The sequence below is a fragment of the Epibacterium sp. MM17-32 genome (assembly GCF_022348205.1).
Classification (GTDB): Bacteria; Pseudomonadota; Alphaproteobacteria; order Rhodobacterales; family Rhodobacteraceae; genus Epibacterium.
In genome coordinates this window covers 221,711-239,329 of the sequence record NZ_JAKRFC010000002.1, presented here as the reverse complement: position 1 = coordinate 239,329, position 17,619 = coordinate 221,711, and the positions used below count along the sequence as shown (strand labels likewise).

Here is a 17,619-nt window from a genome sequence, read left to right as displayed (position 1 = left end):
CCTCGGGTCTGGGAATGCGGATTGGATACGATCGGGACGTTAGGCGGCACGCCCGGCAAGGTCCAGAGCCAATCCCGTCTCAGGTTGGTCTGGACCAGGCGCCTGTCATTCGTCGTAGCTGACCACCAGGTGATCGGTCACCGGGTAGGACTGGCAGGACAGCACAAAACCCTTGGCGACTTCATCATCCTCCAGCGCGTGGTTGGCGGCCATCTCGACCTCGCCCTCGATCACGCGACAGCGGCAGGTGGAGCAGACGCCGGCGCGACACGACCACGGAGCATCCATGGCGTTGTCCAATGCCGCTTCGAGCACGCTGGTATTGCGATCCAGCGTCACCGAGCGCGTGGCCCCATCCAACGTGATGGCAGCGGTGACCGGCGCACTGGCGGCGGCGTCACTGCTGGCAGCCTTTTTCGCTGCACGTCCGGGCTGGTTGGAGGCGAAGAGTTCGAACTTGATCTGCGCGTCCGTCAGGCCTGCCGTGCGCAGGGCCTCGGCAATGCCGAGCATCATCGGCTCAGGTCCGCAGATGAACGCGGTGTCGACGCTCTGGATCGGAATCCAGCGCTCGAACAGCTGGGCGCATTTCTCCTGCGTGACCAGCCCGGTGAACAGATCCACCTCCTGCGCATCGGCTTCCAACACATGGATCACCGACAGACGCCCCATGTAGCGGTTTTTCAGGTCCTCGATCTCCTCGCGGAACATGATCGAGTTGATGCCCTTGTTGGCGTAAACCAGTGTGAAACGGGACTGGGGTTCGGCCTGCAGGGTGGTTTTCAGGATCGACAGCACCGGCGTGATGCCGGAGCCACCAGCAAAGCCCAGATAGTGTTTCTCGGCCGCCGCATCGAGATCGGTGAAAAACCGACCCTGCGGTGGCATCGCCTCGACCGTATCGCCGACCTTGAGGTCGGTGTTGGCCCAGGTCGAAAAGGCGCCGCCATCGACCCGTTTGATGCCGACTTGCAGGATACCCTCGTCCTTGCCCGCACAGATCGAATAGCTGCGGCGCAACTCGGTGCCGTCGAAATCGCGGCGAAACGTCAGGTATTGGCCTTGGGTGAAGTCGAATTCTGCCGCCGCGCCATTGACGGGCTTCAGCGTGACCACCACCGCATCGCGGATGGTGTGTTTGATGTCGGTGACTTCGAGCGGGTGAAAGCGGGCCATGAGCCAAGCCTCCTCAGATACACTTGAAATAATCGAAAGGTTCCAGGCAGCTGTTGCAGCGCCAATGGGCCTTGCACGGGGTGGAGCCGAACTGGCTCACGCGGGTCACTTCAGGACTGCCGCAGCGGGGGCAATGGTCGGGGCCGCCAGCGGGGGAGGGGGGCGCGATGCCGTATTCCTCCAGCCGGGCACGGCCTTTGTCCGAGAGCCAGTCGGTGGTCCAGGGCGGCGCGATCTGGGTCTTGATCTCCACGCGCTCAACCCCGTGAGAGGCCAGTGCGGTTTCCACATCCAGCCGAATGATCGAGGTCGCCGGGCAGCCCGAATAGGTCGGCGTCAGGGTGACGATGAGACCGTCGTCGCTCCACTCAACATCGCGCACGATGCCGAGGTCGACGAGGGAGATCACCGGGATTTCCGGATCGGGCACCGCATCGAGCCATTCCCAGATCTGCGCGAGGGAGGGTTGGTTGGATTGCGTGTCTTGCATTCAGACACCTCGCCCGGACGATAGGCCGGGCAGCCCCCGACCTCCCCCCCGGGAGGGGGCTTCACCCCCACCCGAGGCCGGGGGATGCCCTGTGCGCGTAAACGCGAGCATCACCACGTCGCTCCCGGATAGGCGCGCTGCATCCACTGCATGGTGGTCAGCAGATGCCCGAGGTGTTCGGTGTGCATCTTGCCATTGCGGCCCCCGCCACGGGCGCGGCGGGCTTCGGGGAGCGTCAGCGTCGCCTCGCCCAAAACACGGGCGAGTGTTTCATCGTAGTCCGCGCGCAAACCAGCGGGATCGGGGGCAATTCCGGCCTCGACCAGCGTCGTATCCACCGCGTCGCTCAGGAACATCTCGCCCACATAGGGGGAAAGGTAATCAAGCGCCGCCTGCATCCGGGCGTGGCTTTCCTCGGTGCCGTCGCCAAGGGCCACCACGGTCTCGGCAGAGCGCTCCAGATGGTAGGTCGCTTCCTTCACCGCCTTTGCGGCGATTGCGGCGATACGTTCATCGGTAGACTGAGACAGAGCGCGCAGTTGCAGCACATGCCAGGCATCAAACAGGAACTGCCGCATCAGGGTCTGGCCAAAATCGCCGTTTGGCATTTCGACCAGCAGCAGGTTGCGAAAATCCCAGGCATCGCGCAGGAAGGCCAGATCATCTGCGGTCTTGCCCTCGCCCTGAACCTCCGCTGCAAGACCAAGCCACATCTGGGTCTGACCGATCAGGTCGAGCGCGGTATTGGCCAGCGCGATATCCTCTTCGAGCACCGGCGCGTGGCCGCACCATTCGCTGACACGGTGGCCGAGGATCAGGGTGTTGTCCCCCATCCTGAGCAGGAACTCATAAAAAGCAGCGTCGCGCGACATCACATCGCCCCCACGTCTTCGGGAATGTCGTAGAAGGACGGATGACGGTAGACCTTGCTCTCGGAGGGCTCGTACATGGGGCCTTTCTCCGAGGGAGAGGAGGCGGTGATCTGCGCCGCCTCGACCACCCAGATCGACACGCCTTCGTTGCGGCGGGTGTAGACATCGCGAGCGTTCTTGATCGCCATTTCCGCGTCCGGCGCATGCAGGCTGCCGACGTGACGGTGGCTGAGGCCATGCTGACCGCGGATAAAGATTTCCCAGAGGGGCCATTCGGTTTTCATGTTTGGTCCTTTCGGTGCTGAGACAGGGCGCGCCCGGGGCTGCGGGCGCGCGGCGCTGCCGCAGGGAATGTCAAAACGAAGGGGGCGCTTATTCGGCCGCCATCTTGCGGGCGTGTTTCTTCTCGGCGTGGGCCATCATGCCCTCGCGTACCCATTTGCCATCGTCCCAGGCCTTGTTACGTGCGGCGAGACGGTCGGTGTTGCAGGGGCCGTTGCCCTTGATGACCTCAAAGAACTCCTCCCAATCGGGCTCGGTAAAGTCGTAGCCGCCCTTTTCCTCGTTCCACTTGAGGTTCTCGTCCGGCACCGTCAGGCCGAGGTATTCGGCCTGTGGCACAGTCTGGTCGACGAACTTTTGACGCAGCTCGTCATTGGTGTTCATCTTGATCTTCCACGCCATCGACTGTGCGGAATGGACCGAGTCCTTGTCCGAGGGGCCGAACATCATCAGCGCCGGATACCAGAAGCGGTTGAGCGCATCCTGAGCCATCGCCTTCTGTTGGGCATTGCCCTGCGCCATCTTCATCATGATGTCAAAGCCCTGACGCTGGTGGAAACTCTCTTCCTTGCAGACGCGGATCATCGCACGCGAATAGGGGCCAAAGGACGTGCGTTGCAGTGGCACCTGATTCATGATTGCCGCGCCATCCACCAGCCAGCCGACCGCGCCCATATCGGCCCATGTCAGCGTCGGGTAGTTGAAGATCGACGAATATTTCATCCGCCCATCCAAGAGCATCTCGGTCATCTCATCGCGGCTGACGCCCAGCGTTTCAGCGGCACAATAGAGATAGAGCCCGTGACCAGCCTCATCCTGCACCTTGGCCAGGAGGATCGCCTTGCGTTCCAGCGTTGGCGCGCGGGTGATCCAGTTGCCCTCCGGCAGTTGGCCGACGATTTCGGAATGGGCGTGCTGGCCGATCTGGCGGATCAGCGTCTTGCGATAGCCTTCGGGCATCCAGTCCTTGGGCTCGATCTTTTCGCCCGCGTCGATGCGGGCCTGAAACGCGCGCTCCTCGGCGCTCATCTCGTCCGCGGATTTTAGTCCCGTGCCGGTCGATTTGACCATTTGCGCGTACATGGCTGGCTCCTCCGGTCCTGGCCCAATACTCGGCCCGAATAACTTGGCGTGCATCGCCGCATGTTGCGCGACGCAGGATCAATCTACGCCCGCGCTCGATTCGGCTCAAGAGAAATGTAACACAAAAATACACATTAGCAAAAAGTGGTAACGCATTCAGGTGACCTCCCAGGCGGGTTGCCCTGCCGCGTTGCCAAGGTTGCCCTTGCTGCCGTAAGCAGGGGGCAGGCAGCAGGAGACAGCGATGGCCGGGCAGACAGATACGCTGATTGCCGCGATCCTTGAGGATATCGACGCCGGGCGGCTGGCGCCGGGGCAGGAGATTGACGAGGTCGCATTGGCCGCGCGCCATTCCGTGTCGCGCACCCCGATCCGCGAGGCCTATATCCAGCTCGAAGCCTCCGGTCTGATCCGGCGTCTGCCCCGCAAGGGCGCAGTGCTGTTCAAACCCACGCTGGAGGAATTCCTCGCCATCCAGGAGGTGCATGCGCAGCTGGAGGGGCAGGCGGCGGGGTTGGCCGCGCGGCGAATCTCGCCTGTGTTGCGAGAGCAGCTGCACGCGGTGGTCACAGCCTGCGAGACGCATGCGTCCCAAAAGGGCGACGCCGACCCCGATGGGTATTACCAGTTGAACCTGCGGTTTCATGAAACGGTCGCGCTGGGCGCGGCAAACCCGTTTCTGGTCGAAATGATCAAGACCAATGCCCGCAAGCTGATGGCCTATTACCGTGCCCGCTACCGCTATCCGGGTGCCATTGCGCAATCGGCGCTGGAACATCGCGAGATCGCCACGCTGATCCTGTCGCATGACCGCGACGGTGCCGAGGCCGCCATGCAGGCGCATGTACTGTTTGATCAGGTCACGGTGATGGATCTGCTGGCCGCCCTTGGCTAGGCGGCGCGCGCAGCCTCGAAAAACCGTGCGATGGCCTCTGCCAGCGCGGGCTGGTCGACCTTCTTCTTTAGGCTCTCTTGCGCGCGGGCGTAGATCTCGGGACCCATGTCCTGCCGCAGTTCTTCGGTCAGCGCGCTTATGAACGCATGGGTCATTTCCGGGTGGTGCTGGCTGGTGGCGATATGGGTGCCGAGGGTGAATCCGGTGTTGTGGCCATCGCGGGTCATCAACGGGTCGGCCCCTTTCGGCAAGTCGCGTACATATTCCACATGAGAGCCGTAGATCGAGACCACATCCGGCAGGTCGGCGGCCCACTCCGGGCGCGCAACCAGGTGATTCTCGGTGCGGCCATGCACCCAGCCGCCGGGCAGAGTGTCGATGCGACCACCCAGGGCGAGCGCAATCGCCTGATGACCAAAACAGGCCCCAAAAAGCGGCAGGCGCAGCGCATGCATCTGCCGGATCAGGTCCAAAAGGCGCGTCACCCACGGCGCGCCGGACCGTGTTGAGGCTGGGCTGCCGGTGATCATCGTGCCGTCATAAGTACTTATATCTTCGGGAAAAATATCGTCCTTCACCGCGAAAACATCACAGGACCAGTGGGGCCGCGCCATCTGTACTAGCGTGGTGAACTTCTCACCATCCATCGGGTGCCTGTGAGCAAAGGCGCTGTCGTCCGTATTGGTCATCAAAATCGCAATGCGCATGTTCAGGCTTCCCATATGCATATTTACAGTGCTTAATAATATACATGTGAAGCAACCCAAAGGAAGCCCCGCCATGACGATCTGGACCCCGACCGATGATGGATACGCGGACCTGTCGAGCCATGACGCCTTTGCCGGTGGTGCGCCGCACAACACCTTTGCCCGGCTCCGGCGTGATGATCCGCTGCATTGGACAGACTACCCGGACGGGCAGAATTTCTGGTCGGTGACGCGTTACGATGACATCACCAGGATGAACAAGAACACAGAGGTGTTCTCCTCGGCGCGCGGCATCCGCATGGAAGATCAGACCTATGAGGAATACCTCGCGCGGCGCACCTTTCAGGAGACCGACCCGCCAGACCATTCACAGGTGCGGATGAAGCTGCTGAAGGCGTTTTCCAAAACCACCATGGCGCAATATGAGGACGACATCCGCGCCCTCTGCGCCGAAATTTTGGACGCGGCGCTGGCAAAGGGCACCTTTGACGCCACCAAGGAGATCGCCCGGCAATTGCCAATGCGGATGCTGGGGCGTGTGGTGGGCCTGCCGGACGCGGATCTGCCATGGCTGGTGGAGAAGGGCGACGCACTGATCGCCAATACCGACCCGGATTTCACCTCGCATGTGCTGGATAAAATGGACACGGATGAATTCCGCATGATGCCCTTCAACTCTCCTGCGGGTGCGGAATTATACATCTATGCCAAGGAGTTGATGGAAGCGAAGGAAAAGGCGGGCGACACCTCGGGCGTGCTCAACATGATCCTGCAGCCGGCGCGGGACGGCTCGGTCATTACCGAGACCGAGTTTCGCAATTTCTTCTGCCTCTTGGTGGCGGCGGGCAATGACACCACCCGCTATTCCATCGCGGCTGGCATTCAGGCGATGTGTCATCAGCCGGAGCTTCTGGCGCAGATGCAGGCGGGCGGCGAGGTCTGGGAGACGGCGGCGGATGAGATCATCCGCTGGGCGACGCCCGCGCTCTATTTCCGCCGCACCGCGACGCAGGATGTAGAGATGCACGGCAAGACCATCCGCGAAGGCGACAAGGTGCTCTACTGGTTTGCCTCGGCCAATCGCGACGACAGCTATTTTGACGACCCGTTCCGGGTGAACCTGATGCGCAATCCCAACCGGCACCTGTCCTTTGGCCAGTTCGGCCCGCATGTCTGCCTTGGCATGTGGCTGGCGCGGCTGGAGGTCACCGTGCTGTTTCAGGAGCTTGCCAAGCGGATCAAGTCCATCGAGCCAGCCGGTGCGCATAAATTCCTGCGCTCGAATTTCGTCGGCGGCATCAAGGAATTGCCGGTTCGGGTGGAAGCCGCGTAGGCTCAAGCTCGTCAGGTTGAAACTGGGTCGCCCGGGCGAAGAGCCCGGGCAGCGCCCGACCCTCCCCCCAGGGAGGGCGCTTTTGCGCCCACCCTAGGATCGGGCGCTGCCCTTACATGGGCGCGTTCCGCAGATCCCAAGGCCAAGACGCACGCCAAAGATGCGCGGGCCTCCAACAGGAAAGGAAGCCAAATGAAAACCCGCCTGCGTGCGCTTTTCTGCGACCATCTCAGTATCATGCGCGGAAAATATCTGCCGCATTCCAAGATCGGAGACGATGACACCCGGTTCTGCCGCTCCGTCTTTGGCACCCACTACGACCGCGATCTGCTGGATGCGCCGGGATCAATGGTGAAACAGGGCCTGCCGGATATGGAACTGCGCTGGCGCGGCGAGGAGATCCGCGACAGCTGGCATGCCTCCACTAAGATCGTTCTGGGCGATCTCTATGATGATGCGGGCGCGCCGCTCACGCTCTGTCCACGGGGGGCGCTGAAACGTGCGGTGGCGGATTGGCAGGCCAAGGGGCTCTCGCCAAAAATCGGCATCGAGCTGGAGGCCTTTGCCCTGCAGCCGGACGATTATGGCCGGCTGGTGCCCTATGATGCGCCGGGCGGCGTGGTCTATGGCACCGGACCGTTTGCGGACCCGTTGCGGTTCAACGACCGGATCTGGGCGATGGCGGATGAGATGGGCTTCTCGCTCGATATGATTACCGCCGAGTTTGACAGCCCGCAGTTTGAATACACGCTGACCTTTGACGATGCCGTGAAGGCGGTGGATGACATCGTGCTGTTTCGCCTGATGGCGCGGGAGATTGCGCTGGAATACGGGATCGTCCTGACCTTCATGCCCAAGCCGGTGGCGCAGGCCGGAGGCTCGGGCATGCATGTGAACCTGTCATTCGCGGATGAGGCCGGGGGCAATGCGCTGTCCTCCGGACCCAAGGGCGGGCCGGAGCACATGAATGATCTGGCGCGCGGCTGCCTTGCCGGGTTTCTGCATCACCACAAGGGTCTGGCCGGTCTGATCGCGCCCACCGCCAACAGCTACATGCGCTTGCAGCCCGGCAGCCTGTCGGGCTTTTGGCAGAACTGGGGCGGCGATCATCGCAATGTCACCACGCGGATCAGTTCCGAGGGCGGAGCCAAGGCACGGCTGGAGCATCGGATGGCAGATGCCTCATCGAACCCCTACACCACGGTGGCGGCGCTGTTGCAGGCGGCACGGCTTGGGGTGGAGAACGGCTATGAACTGGGGCCGATGGAAACCGGCGATGGGTTCGATCGCACCGATACCCGCGAAAGCACCGCAATGACGCTGAAGGGCGCGGTGGCGGATCTGGAGAAGGACGTCGCGCTGACGCAGGCCGTGGGTGCTGATCTGGTCGCCAATCACGTCTACATGAAACAAAAAGAGGTCCGCAAAACCCGTGATCTGGAAGGCGACGCCTTGCGCGATTTCTACGTGCATTTTGTCTGACGGATTGTCTGAACCGGGACACAGGTGATGGTCGATGCGCAGGCCCGCTGCGGCCTGCGCTTGCTTTTGCATCGAAGACCGCGCCAGAGTGACGGCATAATCAACTCAGGCGAAACGAGCAGAACATGTCTGATACAGAAGTGGCACCGCATGATGCGGGCCCGGTGGTGACGCAGGAGGTCGCTGCGACCTGCCTTGGCGTGAAGGTGCCGCAGTCGTCCTTTTTGACCGAAACGCGGATCAATCGGATCAATGCGGCGCGGTACGAGGGCCAGGAAATTGCCGGCGCGCTGCATGTGGTGCGTGAAGACGATCGGGTGCTGGAGGTCGGCGCCGGCCTTGGCGTGGTGGGGGCGGTGATCGCAACCAACGCCAAGCCCGAAAAGGTGCTGTCGTTCGAGGCCAACCCGGAACTGGTCCCTGTCATTCGCGCCCTGCACCAGATGAATGATCTTGGCGATCGGGTGGAGCTGCGCAATCAGGTGCTCTTTGCCGGTACGGACCGACCCGACAGTATGGACTTCCACCTGCGCAACAGCTTTCTCGGCTCTTCGCTGCTGAACGAGGCCGGGCGCCCGTCGCGCGTGGTGCAGGTCCCCACCGTCGATCTGGCCGAGGTCGTTGCCGAGCTGACCCCCACCGTCTTGGTGATGGACATCGAGGGCGGCGAATTGGCGCTGCTCGAAGCGATGGATCTCGCGCCCTTCCGCGCCATCGTCATCGAATTCCACCCGGAGGCCTATGAGGTCAAGGGCATGCGTCGCTGCAAGACCATCCTGCGCGAGGCGGGGTTTCAGAAGGTCGAAGAGGTCTCCAGCCGCACGGTCTGGACCTGCACCCGCGCGGAGACGCCGAGCTGATCGCCGCCCCGCCTGGCATCGGAAAGGCCCGCCTTAGCGCTCGATCACCCCGGTGGCGATCCAGCGGTCAAACTGCGCCAGAACGGCCTCTGTAAAGGGGGCGTCGTTGATGTGGCAGGCCAGCTCCTGCAGGTCGACCGTGCCGGGCACCGCGCGGCGGATCTCGTCACAAAAGGCGGCCAGCCCGTCGGCGTCATGCAGATCTCCGCCGCTGCGATCCCATTCATTGCAGCCTTCGGTGGGAAGAAAGAAGGCAACGGGGGCTTTGGCGCCTGACAGTTTCTCGCAGATCGCCCGGGCCACCGTGCGGCGCTCCTCTGCCGAGAGCATGGCGGCGGTCAGCAGGCGGTTGTGGGCGTGGCACTCCCGCCCCTGAAGCGGCGCAGGCACGCCCTGCCAGCCGACAAAATCCACCAGATCGTAGCAGCCCGGTGCGATCATCTGCGGGATGCCCGCGCGACCCGCGTGGGTCATACGCCCCTCACCGGCCGAGAGCCCGCCAAACAGATGATTGCTCACCTCTTGCGGTGCAAAATCCATTACGGCAGCAAAGGCACCATCGCCTGCGAGGCTCTCAAACGCCCGTCCGCCCATTCCGGTGGCATGAAACACCGCCACATCAAACCCGCGCCGTTCAAGCTCCGGTTTCAGAGTTACCATGTAGCGCAGCACCGTCTTGCCAAATGAGGTCATCCCAATCATCGGCCGCGTAAACGTCGGCGCTTCCACCGCGCGGGATGCACCCAGAACCGCCCCCGCCGCCTGACTGAGCGACGCCTTGCAGATGTCATTCAATCCATAAAGTCCCCCGGCCCAGAGGATCATCTGCACATCCGCCGGAATGCGATCCGGCGGCAGCAGCGGCGAAAACGCCACGGTGGACACCACATATTTCGGCACCCCAAGCGGCAATGCCCCGCAGAGATCCAGCGCCAGATCGGTGCCCATGGTGCCGCCCAGCACGATCACACCATGAATACGCCCCTCCCGCCACAGATCCAGCGCAAGCCGGGCCGATCCCGCCCCCATGATCTGCATCGCGGTATTTTCATCCCCGCTGTCGATGGCCGCCTGAATGGAACTGCCCGCCGCCTCGGCCACCTCGTGTTTTGAGACATCCGTGGGCAGCTTTGGATCGCCCAAAACACTCACATCCATGCGGAGCACCTGACCGCCCTGTCCCCGGATCACCTCCGACAGATAGGACAGCTCATCATCCTTGGTGTCCCAGGTCCCGGCCACAAGGATCGTCTTTTCACCGCTCATCTCATTCTCCCCTCAGGCGCCTCCCGCGCCCGTCTTCATCTTCTTCCAAATATCCCCGCCGGAGGCCGCGCGGTCCGGGCGCAGCCAGGGCCGCGCTCCCGTCACAACTGAAACCAGGCGGTTTTCAGATCGACGTATTTCTCCAGCGCATGCAGGGATTTGTCATGTCCGTTACCGGACTGGCCAACACCGCCCAAAGGCACCGTATTATCGGCACCGCCATAGGTGTTCACATGCACCACACCGGCGCGTATGCCCGCAACACAGCGATGCGCCCGCGACAGATCCTGCGTCCAGACCCCGGCGGCGAGGCCATAGTCGGTGGCATTCGCGAGCCGCAGCGCCTCTTCTTCCGTCTTGAACGGGGTCACCGCCAACACAGGCCCAAACACCTCGCGTTGAAACAGGCTCGCCTGCTGGGTCACGCCGGTCACGACTGTGGGGGCCATATAGGTCCCGCCAGTGTCCTGCAAAATTCGCCCGCCACCACACAGCACTTCGCCGCCTTCGACGATGGCGCGCTCCACATGGGCGAGGTTGGCCTCCAGTTGAACCTCAGAATTCACCGCACCGATCTGGGTGCCCAGATCCAACGGATCACCGACCGTCAGTGCTTTGGCATGGTCCACCACCCGCGCGACAAATTCATCATGAATCGACTCCTCCACCAGCAGGCGGGAGCCTGCGACACAGACCTGCCCGGAGTTGCGAAAGATCCCCATGGCGGAAACCTTGGCGGCGTGGTCCAGATCCTTGGCATCGGCAAAGACGATGTTGGGCGACTTGCCGCCCAGCTCCAGATAGCAGCGTTTGAGGTTCGAACGCGCCGAGGCCTCCAGCAACCGCCGTCCCGTCGCGCCAGAACCGGTAAAGACCATCACGTCCACATCCATATGCTCCGACAGCGCGGCACCTGTCACAGCACCCGGCCCGGTCACAACATTGAGCACGCCATCCGGCAGGCCGCAGTCCGAACAGATCTCTGCCAGCCGCAGCAACGACAGCGACGCGGTCTCGGCCGGTTTCAGCACCACGGAGTTGCCCATCGCGAGCGCGGGCGCCAATTTCCACGCGCCGATCATCAGCGGGAAGTTCCATGGCACGATCGCCCCCACCACACCGACGGGCGCGCGCTGCACCAGCCCCAGCACATCCGGCGCGGTGGGGGCCACTTCGCCCGCCACCTTGTCCAGCGCCTCGGCGTAATAGCGAAAGGTCCCGGCGGCAGAGCCCGCCTCGGCCTTCAGCGCCATGTTGAATTCGGTGCCGTTGTCGCGCACGCCGAGCACCGTAAGCGCCACCGCCTCGGCCTCGATCCTGTCGGCGATCCGGTGCAGCACTTTCTTGCGCGCCGCAGGCGCCAGCCCTGACCAGCGGCCATCCTCGAACGCCCGCCGCGCAGAGGCGACGGCCCGGTCGACATCCGCCGCAGTGGCCGTGGCCAATGTGGTCAGAACAGATCCGTCAATCGGCGAAGTAGCTTCGCGTGGCGTGCCCGAACCTTGCGTCCATGCTCCTTCAAGAAAGAGGTTTTGCGGCGCAACAGGAGTGCTCCGAATCGTGTTGATGAGGTCTTGGTCTGCCATTCGGCCTCCTTCAGCTCGCGCGCTTCCTTGCGAATGCGAAGGATATGCGTCGCCAGCACGATCAAGATGAGAGTGAACAGGATGAACGCCACCGGGCGGTCAATGAAATCAAAGGGGGTCTTTACCCGCGCCATGGCGGCGCGCAGCTTCACTTCCATGATGCCGCCCAGAACCATGCCGAGGATGATCGGTACGGCGGGCAGTTGCAGGCGCTTGAGGATGAAGCCAAACAGGCCAAAGCCTGCGGCAATAAAGCAATCGGTGGCGGAGTTTCTCAGGGAGTAAACGCCCACGAAACTGAGGGTCAGGATGCCCACGCCGAGGAACCGATTGGGGATACGCACCACCTGAATGAGCGATTTGGTCGCCCCGAGCAGGAAGGCCAGCACCAGCACGTTGAGGATCAGCAGCGCCAGATAAAGCGCGACGACAAAATCCATCTGGTTCTGAAACAACCCCGGCCCCGGCACCACGTTGTGGACGTAAAAGACCGACAGCATCATCGCCGTCAGCGCCTCGCCCGGAATACCAAGCGCCAAGAGCGGAACCATGGCGGCGGCGGGCACGGCATTATTTGCGGTCTCGGCGGCGATGAGCCCCTCGGAGGAGCCATTGCCAAAATCCTGCGGCCGTTTTGAGGATTTCTGGGCGTAAGTGTAGGACATAAACTGTGCCGTGAACTCGCCCACGCCGGGGATCATGCCCATCACAACGCCAAAGCCAGCCGACACGGAGGCCACACGCGGATGGCGCGCCAACTCGCGCAGGCCCTGAAACATGCCGCCGCGCAGCTTGGTGAGGCGGATCTTCTCGTCCTCATCTGTCAGCAGTACAAAGGCCTGCGAGATCGCAAACAGCCCCAGCACCACCACGATGAGGTTGATGCCCGACCCCAGCGCATCCGTGCCAAATGTGTAGCGCTGGGTGTATTTCACCGGCTCCATGCCGATGGTGTTGAGAAAGATCCCAAGACAGGCCAGCGCCGCCGCAATCAGCGCCTGACCGCGATGGGCCACCACCACCAACAGCAAGCCCAGCAGCGCGGCGAGGAAGATCTCGCGCGCGCCAAACAGCGGCGCGATTTTCGCCAACACGGGCGCGAACAGGATCAGGCAGATCACCGAGAACACGCCGCCGAAGAAGCTCGCGGAATAGGCGAGGCTGAGGGCGCGGCGCGGCTCGCCCCGGGCGGTCATCGGATAGCCGTCATAGGTGGTCAGCGCATTGACGGCGGTGCCGGGCGTGTTGATCAGGATCGCCGGAATCGCACCGCCATACATGGACGAGCCATAGATGCCCAAGAGCACCGTCAGCCCCACGATGGGATCAAGCGAGAAGGTCGCAGGCAGCAGGATCGCGATGGCGACCGCCGGGCCGACCCCGGGGATCGCCCCGATCAGCACACCGCCGACGGAGCCCGCCAGCAGTGCCAGCGCCACGTCCCAGCGCATCAGGATGTCGAGGGCAGAAAGGATCAGGTCCATGCGCGCGCGTCTTCCTTGGAAAAAGTCTCAGAGATAGAGGATGGCAAAGCTGCGCCAGGCGTCCGGCAGGTATTCATAGAGAACCGCCCCGGGGATGCGCACCGCCAGAACCCCCTTGAAGAACAGGACGATGAACACCGCAAACCCGGCACTGATCGCCATCATCTGCGGGCTGCGATAGCCCATCCGCCAGGCCAGCAGCGGTACAAACGCCAGGGTCACGGGCAGGTAGCCAGCCAGCGGCACCAGCACGACATAGCCCATGAACCACAGCATGTATTCCAGCGCGCTGGCCCAGCGCAGTGCCTCGCGCAGGTCGGTGCGTTCAATCCGGCGAAACGGCAGCCGCCACAGGTGCAAGGCGGTGAACAGCACCATGCCCCCCACGCCCACTGCGGGCCAGAACCGTGGCTGGGCAAAGAAATCGGTTTTCTTCACCCAGGCGGTCTGGGTGCCGATCTGCGACAGGAGCAGCACCGAGAGGATCAGGAAAGACAGGAGAAACAGAAGCTGCCCCCGGCGCGGGCCGACAAATCTGCGTTCGCGTTCGCTTTGCATGGAAGGTCTCTGGCTGGGAAGGCGGATCGTGTGGGTGCGTTCAGCGCTGGAAAAAATCCGCCGGGTCACATGGATGACACCGGCGGAAGGCTCGGGGAGGTTACTCCAGTGTTTCGCTGATCCGCGCCATGGTCTCGATGTCATTGGCAACACGCGCCGCGCTTTCATCGGCGGTCTGCCAGTAGACCAGTGCGCCGGTTTCGGCCGCAACAGCCTGCGCGCGGTCGCTCATCACCGTTTCCTTGGCGACGGCGATGATCTTGTCGCGCACGTCCTGCGGCGTGTCCTTGGTCACGAACAGCCCGTTCCACAGCGCGATATCCAGATCCGGGTTCAGTTCACCAATGGCAGGTGCATCCGGCACCAGCGGGATCCGTTGGTCGGTGATGGAGACCAGCACTTTGAAATCGTCCAGGCAGGGCAGGATCAGTTGCAGCGTGGTGTTGATCACATCCGCATCGCCCGAGGCCAGCGTGTTGCAATCCAGCGCATCAAAGGCGGCATCCGCGCCCCACTCGAACCCGGCAGATTTGGCATAGGCCTTGGTCACCTGGGTCGGCGTCAGTACATCACCGAAGTGGCCCAGCACCACGTCATTGTCCTGCGCATGCGCCGCCAGCTCCTCCATCGAGGAATAGGGCGCATCGCCCGATGTCGCGATGACAAAGGGATAGGTGAGGAAGATCCCCAGCGGGTCGAACTTCGCGGGTGTCAGCGGCGGGATGTCGATCTGGTGGCCCATCACCGGCACGCCGATCACGAAGGAGCCCACGGTGTAGCCATCGGCAGGCGCATTGGCGACCTCGATCGCCCCGGGGAAGGGCCCGCCACCGCCGCCGGGCTTGTTCACCACCGCGGCCGCAACGCCGTATTCCTCCTGGAAATCCTCGGCGATCATGCGGGTCAGCACGTCCTCAAGGTCGCCCGGGGGCCAGGGCACGATGAAGTTCACGGGCTTTTCCGGGTAGTCCGCAAACGCGGCCCCCGCTGTCAGTGCCAGGCCGGCTGCGGCCACACATCCCTTGAGTACAGATGTCACGGTCATTGGCTGTCTCCCTGTTCGCCATTCGAGTTGCCGTTGGTGAGGTGGCGGCGTTGCTCGCCGCTCGGATGGTGGTTTGATATGTGAACCACTGGTTTGAATTTAGATTGACAGCCATAGGGCAGATCTGTCAACAAAAATGAAAAGGCGCGGATCTCTCGGGGTCGCCAGCGCTGTGTTTTCCGGCAGACAGGGACCTGTGACACCCATGGGAACAACCACCAAAGCCTTGAGTTTGCTCACCCATTTCAATCATGGGCGGCTGGAGATCGGCTTGAGCGACCTCACCCGGCTGTCGGGGATGAACAAGGCCACCGTCTATCGCCTGATGAGCGAATTGCAGGAGGTGGGATTCGTCGAGCAGGTGGATGGCGCGCGCTCCTACCGTCTGGGACCGCAGGTTTTGCGGCTTGCGGCGCTGCGCGAAGCCAGCGTGCCGATTCTGTCGGCCTCGCGCCAGGTGCTGCGGGAGTTGTCCGAGGAAACCGGCGAAACCACCCACCTGTCGCTGTTGCAGGGCGATCAGCTGGCCTCGCTCAGCCACGCCTATGCGCCGCAGCATGCCACCAAGGTGATGATGGAAGACGCCGAGGTGCTGACCTTTCACGGCACCGCCTCGGGGCTTGCGGTGCTGGGCTTTGCCGAGCCGGGCTTTGTCGAACGTGTGCTCAGTGCGCCGCTGGCCGCCCGCACGGCCCAGACCGAGACCGATCCGGGCGCGATCCGGGCGCTGATAGCCGAGGTGCAGGCGACAGGCATGGCGCAATCCGTCGGCGGGTTCGAGGCGGAGGTGCATTCCCACGCGGTGCCGATCTTCGGCCCCGACCGCGCGGTGATGGGGGCGCTGGCCGTGGCCGCGCCCACCTCGCGGATGACTGACAACCAACGGATTGCGATCCCGCGCGCCTTGCGCGCTGCGGGGCTTGCCCTCACCGAACGCATCGGCGGCGCCTGTCCGCCCGAGTTCCCCACCGACATCGCGGCCTGACCCGCCGCGCCGCGACAAGGAGACCGACCATGACCGCACATCAGCCCGACGCCAACTTCCTGAAGGAACACAACGCCCGGAGCCTTTGGCATCCGATGGCGCATCCCGGCGACAGCCTCGCCAACCCGCCCACCATCGTGACCGGGGCCTCCGGCGTGCGCATCAAGGATGTGGACGGGCATGAGGTGGTCGACGCCGTGGGCGGTCTGTGGAACGTGAACCTCGGGTTTTCCTGCCAGCCCGTAAAGGACGCCATCGCCGCGCAGCTGGACGTGCTGCCCTATTACTCGATCTTTCGCGGCACCACCAACGATCAGGTGATCCAGCTGGCCGAAGAGCTGCGAGACTTTTTCGCCCCCGACGGCCTCAGCCGCGCGTTCTTCACCTCGGGTGGCTCGGATTCGGTGGAAACCGCCCTGCGGCTGGCGCGGCAGTATCACAAGGTACGTGGCGAGCCGTCACGGGTGAAGTATCTGAGCCTGAAGAAGGGCTACCACGGCACCCATTTTGGCGGTGCCTCAGTGAACGGTAACGCCAATTTCCGCACTGCCTATGAGCCACTTTTGGCGGGCTGCCACCACATCCCGGCCCCCTATACCTATCGCAATCCGTTCAATGAAACGGACCCGGAGCGGCTGGCGCAGCTCTGTCTGGCCGCGCTGGAGGACGAGATCGCCTTTCAGGGGGCTGGCACCATCGCGGCCTTCATCATGGAGCCGATCCTGGGCGCAGGTGGTGTGATCCCGCCGCATGAGAGCTTCATGCCCGGGGTGGCCGAGATCTGCCGCAAGCATGGTATCCTGCTGATCGCGGATGAGGTCATCACCGCCTTTGGCCGCTGCGGCTCGTGGAGCGGGTCGCGGCACTGGGGCGTGCAGCCGGACATGATGTGTACCGCCAAGGCGATCACCAATGGCTATTTCCCCTTCGGTGCGCTGATGATTTCTGAGCGGTTGGTCGAGGTGTTCGAAAAGGATGAGAGTGGCAAGGCCGCGATCGGCCATGGTTACACCTATTCAGGCCACCCGGTGGGCGCGGCGGCGGCGCTGGCCTGTCTGGCCGAGACCAAGCGCCTCGATGTGCCCACAAATGCGGCGGCGCGCGGTGCGCAGATCTACGCGGGGCTCCAGGACCTGCAAGAACGCTACAGCCTGATCGGCGATGTGCGTGGGGGCCACGGCTTGATGAGCGCGCTGGAACTGGTCAGCGACCGCGCGACCAAGGCGGCCATCGACAAGAAGACCATCAACACCGTTCAGGAAGTCGCCTATCAGAACGGCGCCATGGTGCGGGTCAGCGGGCCCAACATCATCCTGTCGCCGCCGCTGGTCCTGACCGAGGCGGATGCCGCGCAGATCCTGTCGGCGCTGGACGCGGGCTTTGCGGCAGTGAGCGGCTAGGACCTGCTGACAGGCTGACTGGCAGGCAGCCCCGTAACAGGTCTGCGGTGGATCGCTCTCCGCTGCGAGGGGCGCTGATGCGCCGGGCCGTCAGGTCCGGCGCCCGGCCCAACGG

The 17,619-nt window shown here is 63.3% G+C and carries 17 protein-coding genes; 6 read left to right on the top strand and 11 right to left on the bottom strand.

Annotated elements, in window-relative coordinates; translation table 11 throughout:
* Positions 1-105 precede the first annotated feature (105 nt).
* The 5 genes from MHM88_RS04090 to paaA all read right to left on the bottom strand — a co-directional run bounded on the left by MHM88_RS04090 (position 106) and on the right by paaA (position 3,903).
* Complete coding sequence (locus MHM88_RS04090; RefSeq protein ID WP_239318839.1) at positions 106-1,176, bottom strand: 2Fe-2S iron-sulfur cluster-binding protein; 1,071 nt, start codon at positions 1,174-1,176, stop codon at positions 106-108.
* A 13-nt stretch (positions 1,177-1,189) separates the two neighbouring features.
* The gene (gene paaD / locus MHM88_RS04085; RefSeq protein WP_239360286.1) at positions 1,190-1,666 is read right to left on the bottom strand and encodes a 1,2-phenylacetyl-CoA epoxidase subunit PaaD; all 477 of its coding nucleotides are present in this window, start codon (positions 1,664-1,666) and stop codon (positions 1,190-1,192) included.
* A 110-nt stretch (positions 1,667-1,776) separates the two neighbouring features.
* The gene (paaC, locus tag MHM88_RS04080; RefSeq protein WP_239360285.1) at positions 1,777-2,538 is read right to left on the bottom strand and encodes a 1,2-phenylacetyl-CoA epoxidase subunit PaaC; all 762 of its coding nucleotides are present in this window, start codon (positions 2,536-2,538) and stop codon (positions 1,777-1,779) included.
* The gene (gene paaB / locus MHM88_RS04075) at positions 2,538-2,822 is read right to left on the bottom strand and encodes a 1,2-phenylacetyl-CoA epoxidase subunit PaaB (RefSeq protein ID WP_065323761.1); all 285 of its coding nucleotides are present in this window, start codon (positions 2,820-2,822) and stop codon (positions 2,538-2,540) included. The genes paaC and paaB overlap by 1 nt, the downstream gene beginning before the upstream one ends.
* A gap of 88 nt (positions 2,823-2,910) precedes the next feature.
* Positions 2,911-3,903, bottom strand: a complete 993-nt coding sequence (gene paaA, locus MHM88_RS04070; RefSeq protein ID WP_239360283.1) for a 1,2-phenylacetyl-CoA epoxidase subunit PaaA — start codon at positions 3,901-3,903, stop codon at positions 2,911-2,913.
* Between the two features lie 244 nt (positions 3,904-4,147).
* Here paaA and MHM88_RS04065 point away from each other — a divergent pair, with 244 nt between their 5' ends.
* Positions 4,148-4,798, top strand: coding sequence for a GntR family transcriptional regulator (locus tag MHM88_RS04065; RefSeq protein WP_239360282.1), 651 nt, complete (start codon positions 4,148-4,150; stop codon positions 4,796-4,798).
* Here the strand turns inward: MHM88_RS04065 and MHM88_RS04060 are convergent.
* Entirely contained in the window at positions 4,795-5,505 is a 711-nt protein-coding gene (locus tag MHM88_RS04060; protein ID WP_239360280.1) for a type 1 glutamine amidotransferase, read from the bottom strand. The genes MHM88_RS04065 and MHM88_RS04060 overlap by 4 nt on opposite strands.
* 73 nt (positions 5,506-5,578) lie before the next feature.
* Between MHM88_RS04060 and MHM88_RS04055 the strand changes: the two genes are divergently transcribed.
* The 3 genes from MHM88_RS04055 (at position 5,579) to MHM88_RS04045 (ending at position 9,180) form a co-directional block, all read left to right on the top strand.
* Positions 5,579-6,838: a cytochrome P450 gene (locus MHM88_RS04055; RefSeq protein WP_239360278.1), complete on the top strand. Its 1,260-nt coding sequence runs from the start codon at positions 5,579-5,581 to the stop codon at positions 6,836-6,838.
* A 192-nt stretch (positions 6,839-7,030) separates the two neighbouring features.
* A complete protein-coding gene (locus MHM88_RS04050) occupies positions 7,031-8,320 on the top strand; it encodes a glutamine synthetase family protein (protein ID WP_239318848.1) in 1,290 nt (429 codons plus the stop codon).
* A gap of 125 nt (positions 8,321-8,445) precedes the next feature.
* On the top strand, positions 8,446-9,180 hold the full coding sequence (locus tag MHM88_RS04045) for an FkbM family methyltransferase (protein ID WP_239360271.1): 735 nt from the start codon (positions 8,446-8,448) through the stop codon (positions 9,178-9,180).
* 33 nt (positions 9,181-9,213) lie between these two features.
* Here the strand turns inward: MHM88_RS04045 and MHM88_RS04040 are convergent, their stop codons facing one another.
* The 5 genes from MHM88_RS04040 to MHM88_RS04020 form a co-directional block, all read right to left on the bottom strand.
* Entirely contained in the window at positions 9,214-10,446 is a 1,233-nt protein-coding gene (locus MHM88_RS04040) for a Tm-1-like ATP-binding domain-containing protein (RefSeq protein ID WP_239360264.1), read from the bottom strand.
* Positions 10,447-10,547: 101 nt separating this feature from the next.
* On the bottom strand, positions 10,548-11,915 hold the full coding sequence (locus MHM88_RS04035) for an aldehyde dehydrogenase family protein (protein WP_239361155.1): 1,368 nt from the start codon (positions 11,913-11,915) through the stop codon (positions 10,548-10,550).
* Positions 11,897-13,516: a tripartite tricarboxylate transporter permease gene (locus MHM88_RS04030; protein ID WP_239360262.1), complete on the bottom strand. Its 1,620-nt coding sequence runs from the start codon at positions 13,514-13,516 to the stop codon at positions 11,897-11,899. Before MHM88_RS04030 ends, MHM88_RS04035 begins: the two co-directional genes overlap by 19 nt.
* Before the next feature lie 27 nt (positions 13,517-13,543).
* Positions 13,544-14,074, bottom strand: a complete 531-nt coding sequence (locus MHM88_RS04025; protein ID WP_239360260.1) for a tripartite tricarboxylate transporter TctB family protein — start codon at positions 14,072-14,074, stop codon at positions 13,544-13,546.
* Positions 14,075-14,174: 100 nt separating this feature from the next.
* The gene (locus tag MHM88_RS04020) at positions 14,175-15,119 is read right to left on the bottom strand and encodes a tripartite tricarboxylate transporter substrate binding protein (protein WP_239360258.1); all 945 of its coding nucleotides are present in this window, start codon (positions 15,117-15,119) and stop codon (positions 14,175-14,177) included.
* A 205-nt stretch (positions 15,120-15,324) separates the two neighbouring features.
* Here MHM88_RS04020 and MHM88_RS04015 point away from each other — a divergent pair, with 205 nt between their 5' ends.
* Complete coding sequence (locus MHM88_RS04015; protein WP_239360256.1) at positions 15,325-16,104, top strand: IclR family transcriptional regulator; 780 nt, start codon at positions 15,325-15,327, stop codon at positions 16,102-16,104.
* Positions 16,105-16,133: 29 nt separating this feature from the next.
* Positions 16,134-17,504, top strand: a complete 1,371-nt coding sequence (locus tag MHM88_RS04010; RefSeq protein WP_239360254.1) for an aspartate aminotransferase family protein — start codon at positions 16,134-16,136, stop codon at positions 17,502-17,504.
* The last annotated feature ends 115 nt before the right edge of the window (positions 17,505-17,619 follow it).

Bases quoted from the DNA above. Each gene is read 5' to 3' on its own strand.
- paaB (WP_065323761.1), bottom strand. From the start codon at position 2,822: ATGAAAACCGAATGGCCCCTCTGGGAAATCTTTATCCGCGGTCAGCAT.
- MHM88_RS04025 (WP_239360260.1), bottom strand. From the start codon at position 14,074: ATGCAAAGCGAACGCGAACGCAGATTTGTCGGCCCGCGCCGGGGGCAG.
- MHM88_RS04050 (WP_239318848.1), top strand. From the start codon at position 7,031: ATGAAAACCCGCCTGCGTGCGCTTTTCTGCGACCATCTCAGTATCATG.
- paaA (WP_239360283.1), bottom strand. From the start codon at position 3,903: ATGTACGCGCAAATGGTCAAATCGACCGGCACGGGACTAAAATCCGCG.
- MHM88_RS04015 (WP_239360256.1), top strand. From the start codon at position 15,325: ATGGGAACAACCACCAAAGCCTTGAGTTTGCTCACCCATTTCAATCAT.
- MHM88_RS04010 (WP_239360254.1), top strand. From the start codon at position 16,134: ATGACCGCACATCAGCCCGACGCCAACTTCCTGAAGGAACACAACGCC.
- MHM88_RS04020 (WP_239360258.1), bottom strand. From the start codon at position 15,119: ATGACCGTGACATCTGTACTCAAGGGATGTGTGGCCGCAGCCGGCCTG.
- MHM88_RS04060 (WP_239360280.1), bottom strand. From the start codon at position 5,505: ATGCGCATTGCGATTTTGATGACCAATACGGACGACAGCGCCTTTGCT.
- MHM88_RS04055 (WP_239360278.1), top strand. From the start codon at position 5,579: ATGACGATCTGGACCCCGACCGATGATGGATACGCGGACCTGTCGAGC.
- paaC (WP_239360285.1), bottom strand. From the start codon at position 2,538: ATGTCGCGCGACGCTGCTTTTTATGAGTTCCTGCTCAGGATGGGGGAC.
- MHM88_RS04040 (WP_239360264.1), bottom strand. From the start codon at position 10,446: ATGAGCGGTGAAAAGACGATCCTTGTGGCCGGGACCTGGGACACCAAG.
- paaD (WP_239360286.1), bottom strand. From the start codon at position 1,666: ATGCAAGACACGCAATCCAACCAACCCTCCCTCGCGCAGATCTGGGAA.
- MHM88_RS04045 (WP_239360271.1), top strand. From the start codon at position 8,446: ATGTCTGATACAGAAGTGGCACCGCATGATGCGGGCCCGGTGGTGACG.
- MHM88_RS04090 (WP_239318839.1), bottom strand. From the start codon at position 1,176: ATGGCCCGCTTTCACCCGCTCGAAGTCACCGACATCAAACACACCATC.
- MHM88_RS04065 (WP_239360282.1), top strand. From the start codon at position 4,148: ATGGCCGGGCAGACAGATACGCTGATTGCCGCGATCCTTGAGGATATC.
- MHM88_RS04030 (WP_239360262.1), bottom strand. From the start codon at position 13,516: ATGGACCTGATCCTTTCTGCCCTCGACATCCTGATGCGCTGGGACGTG.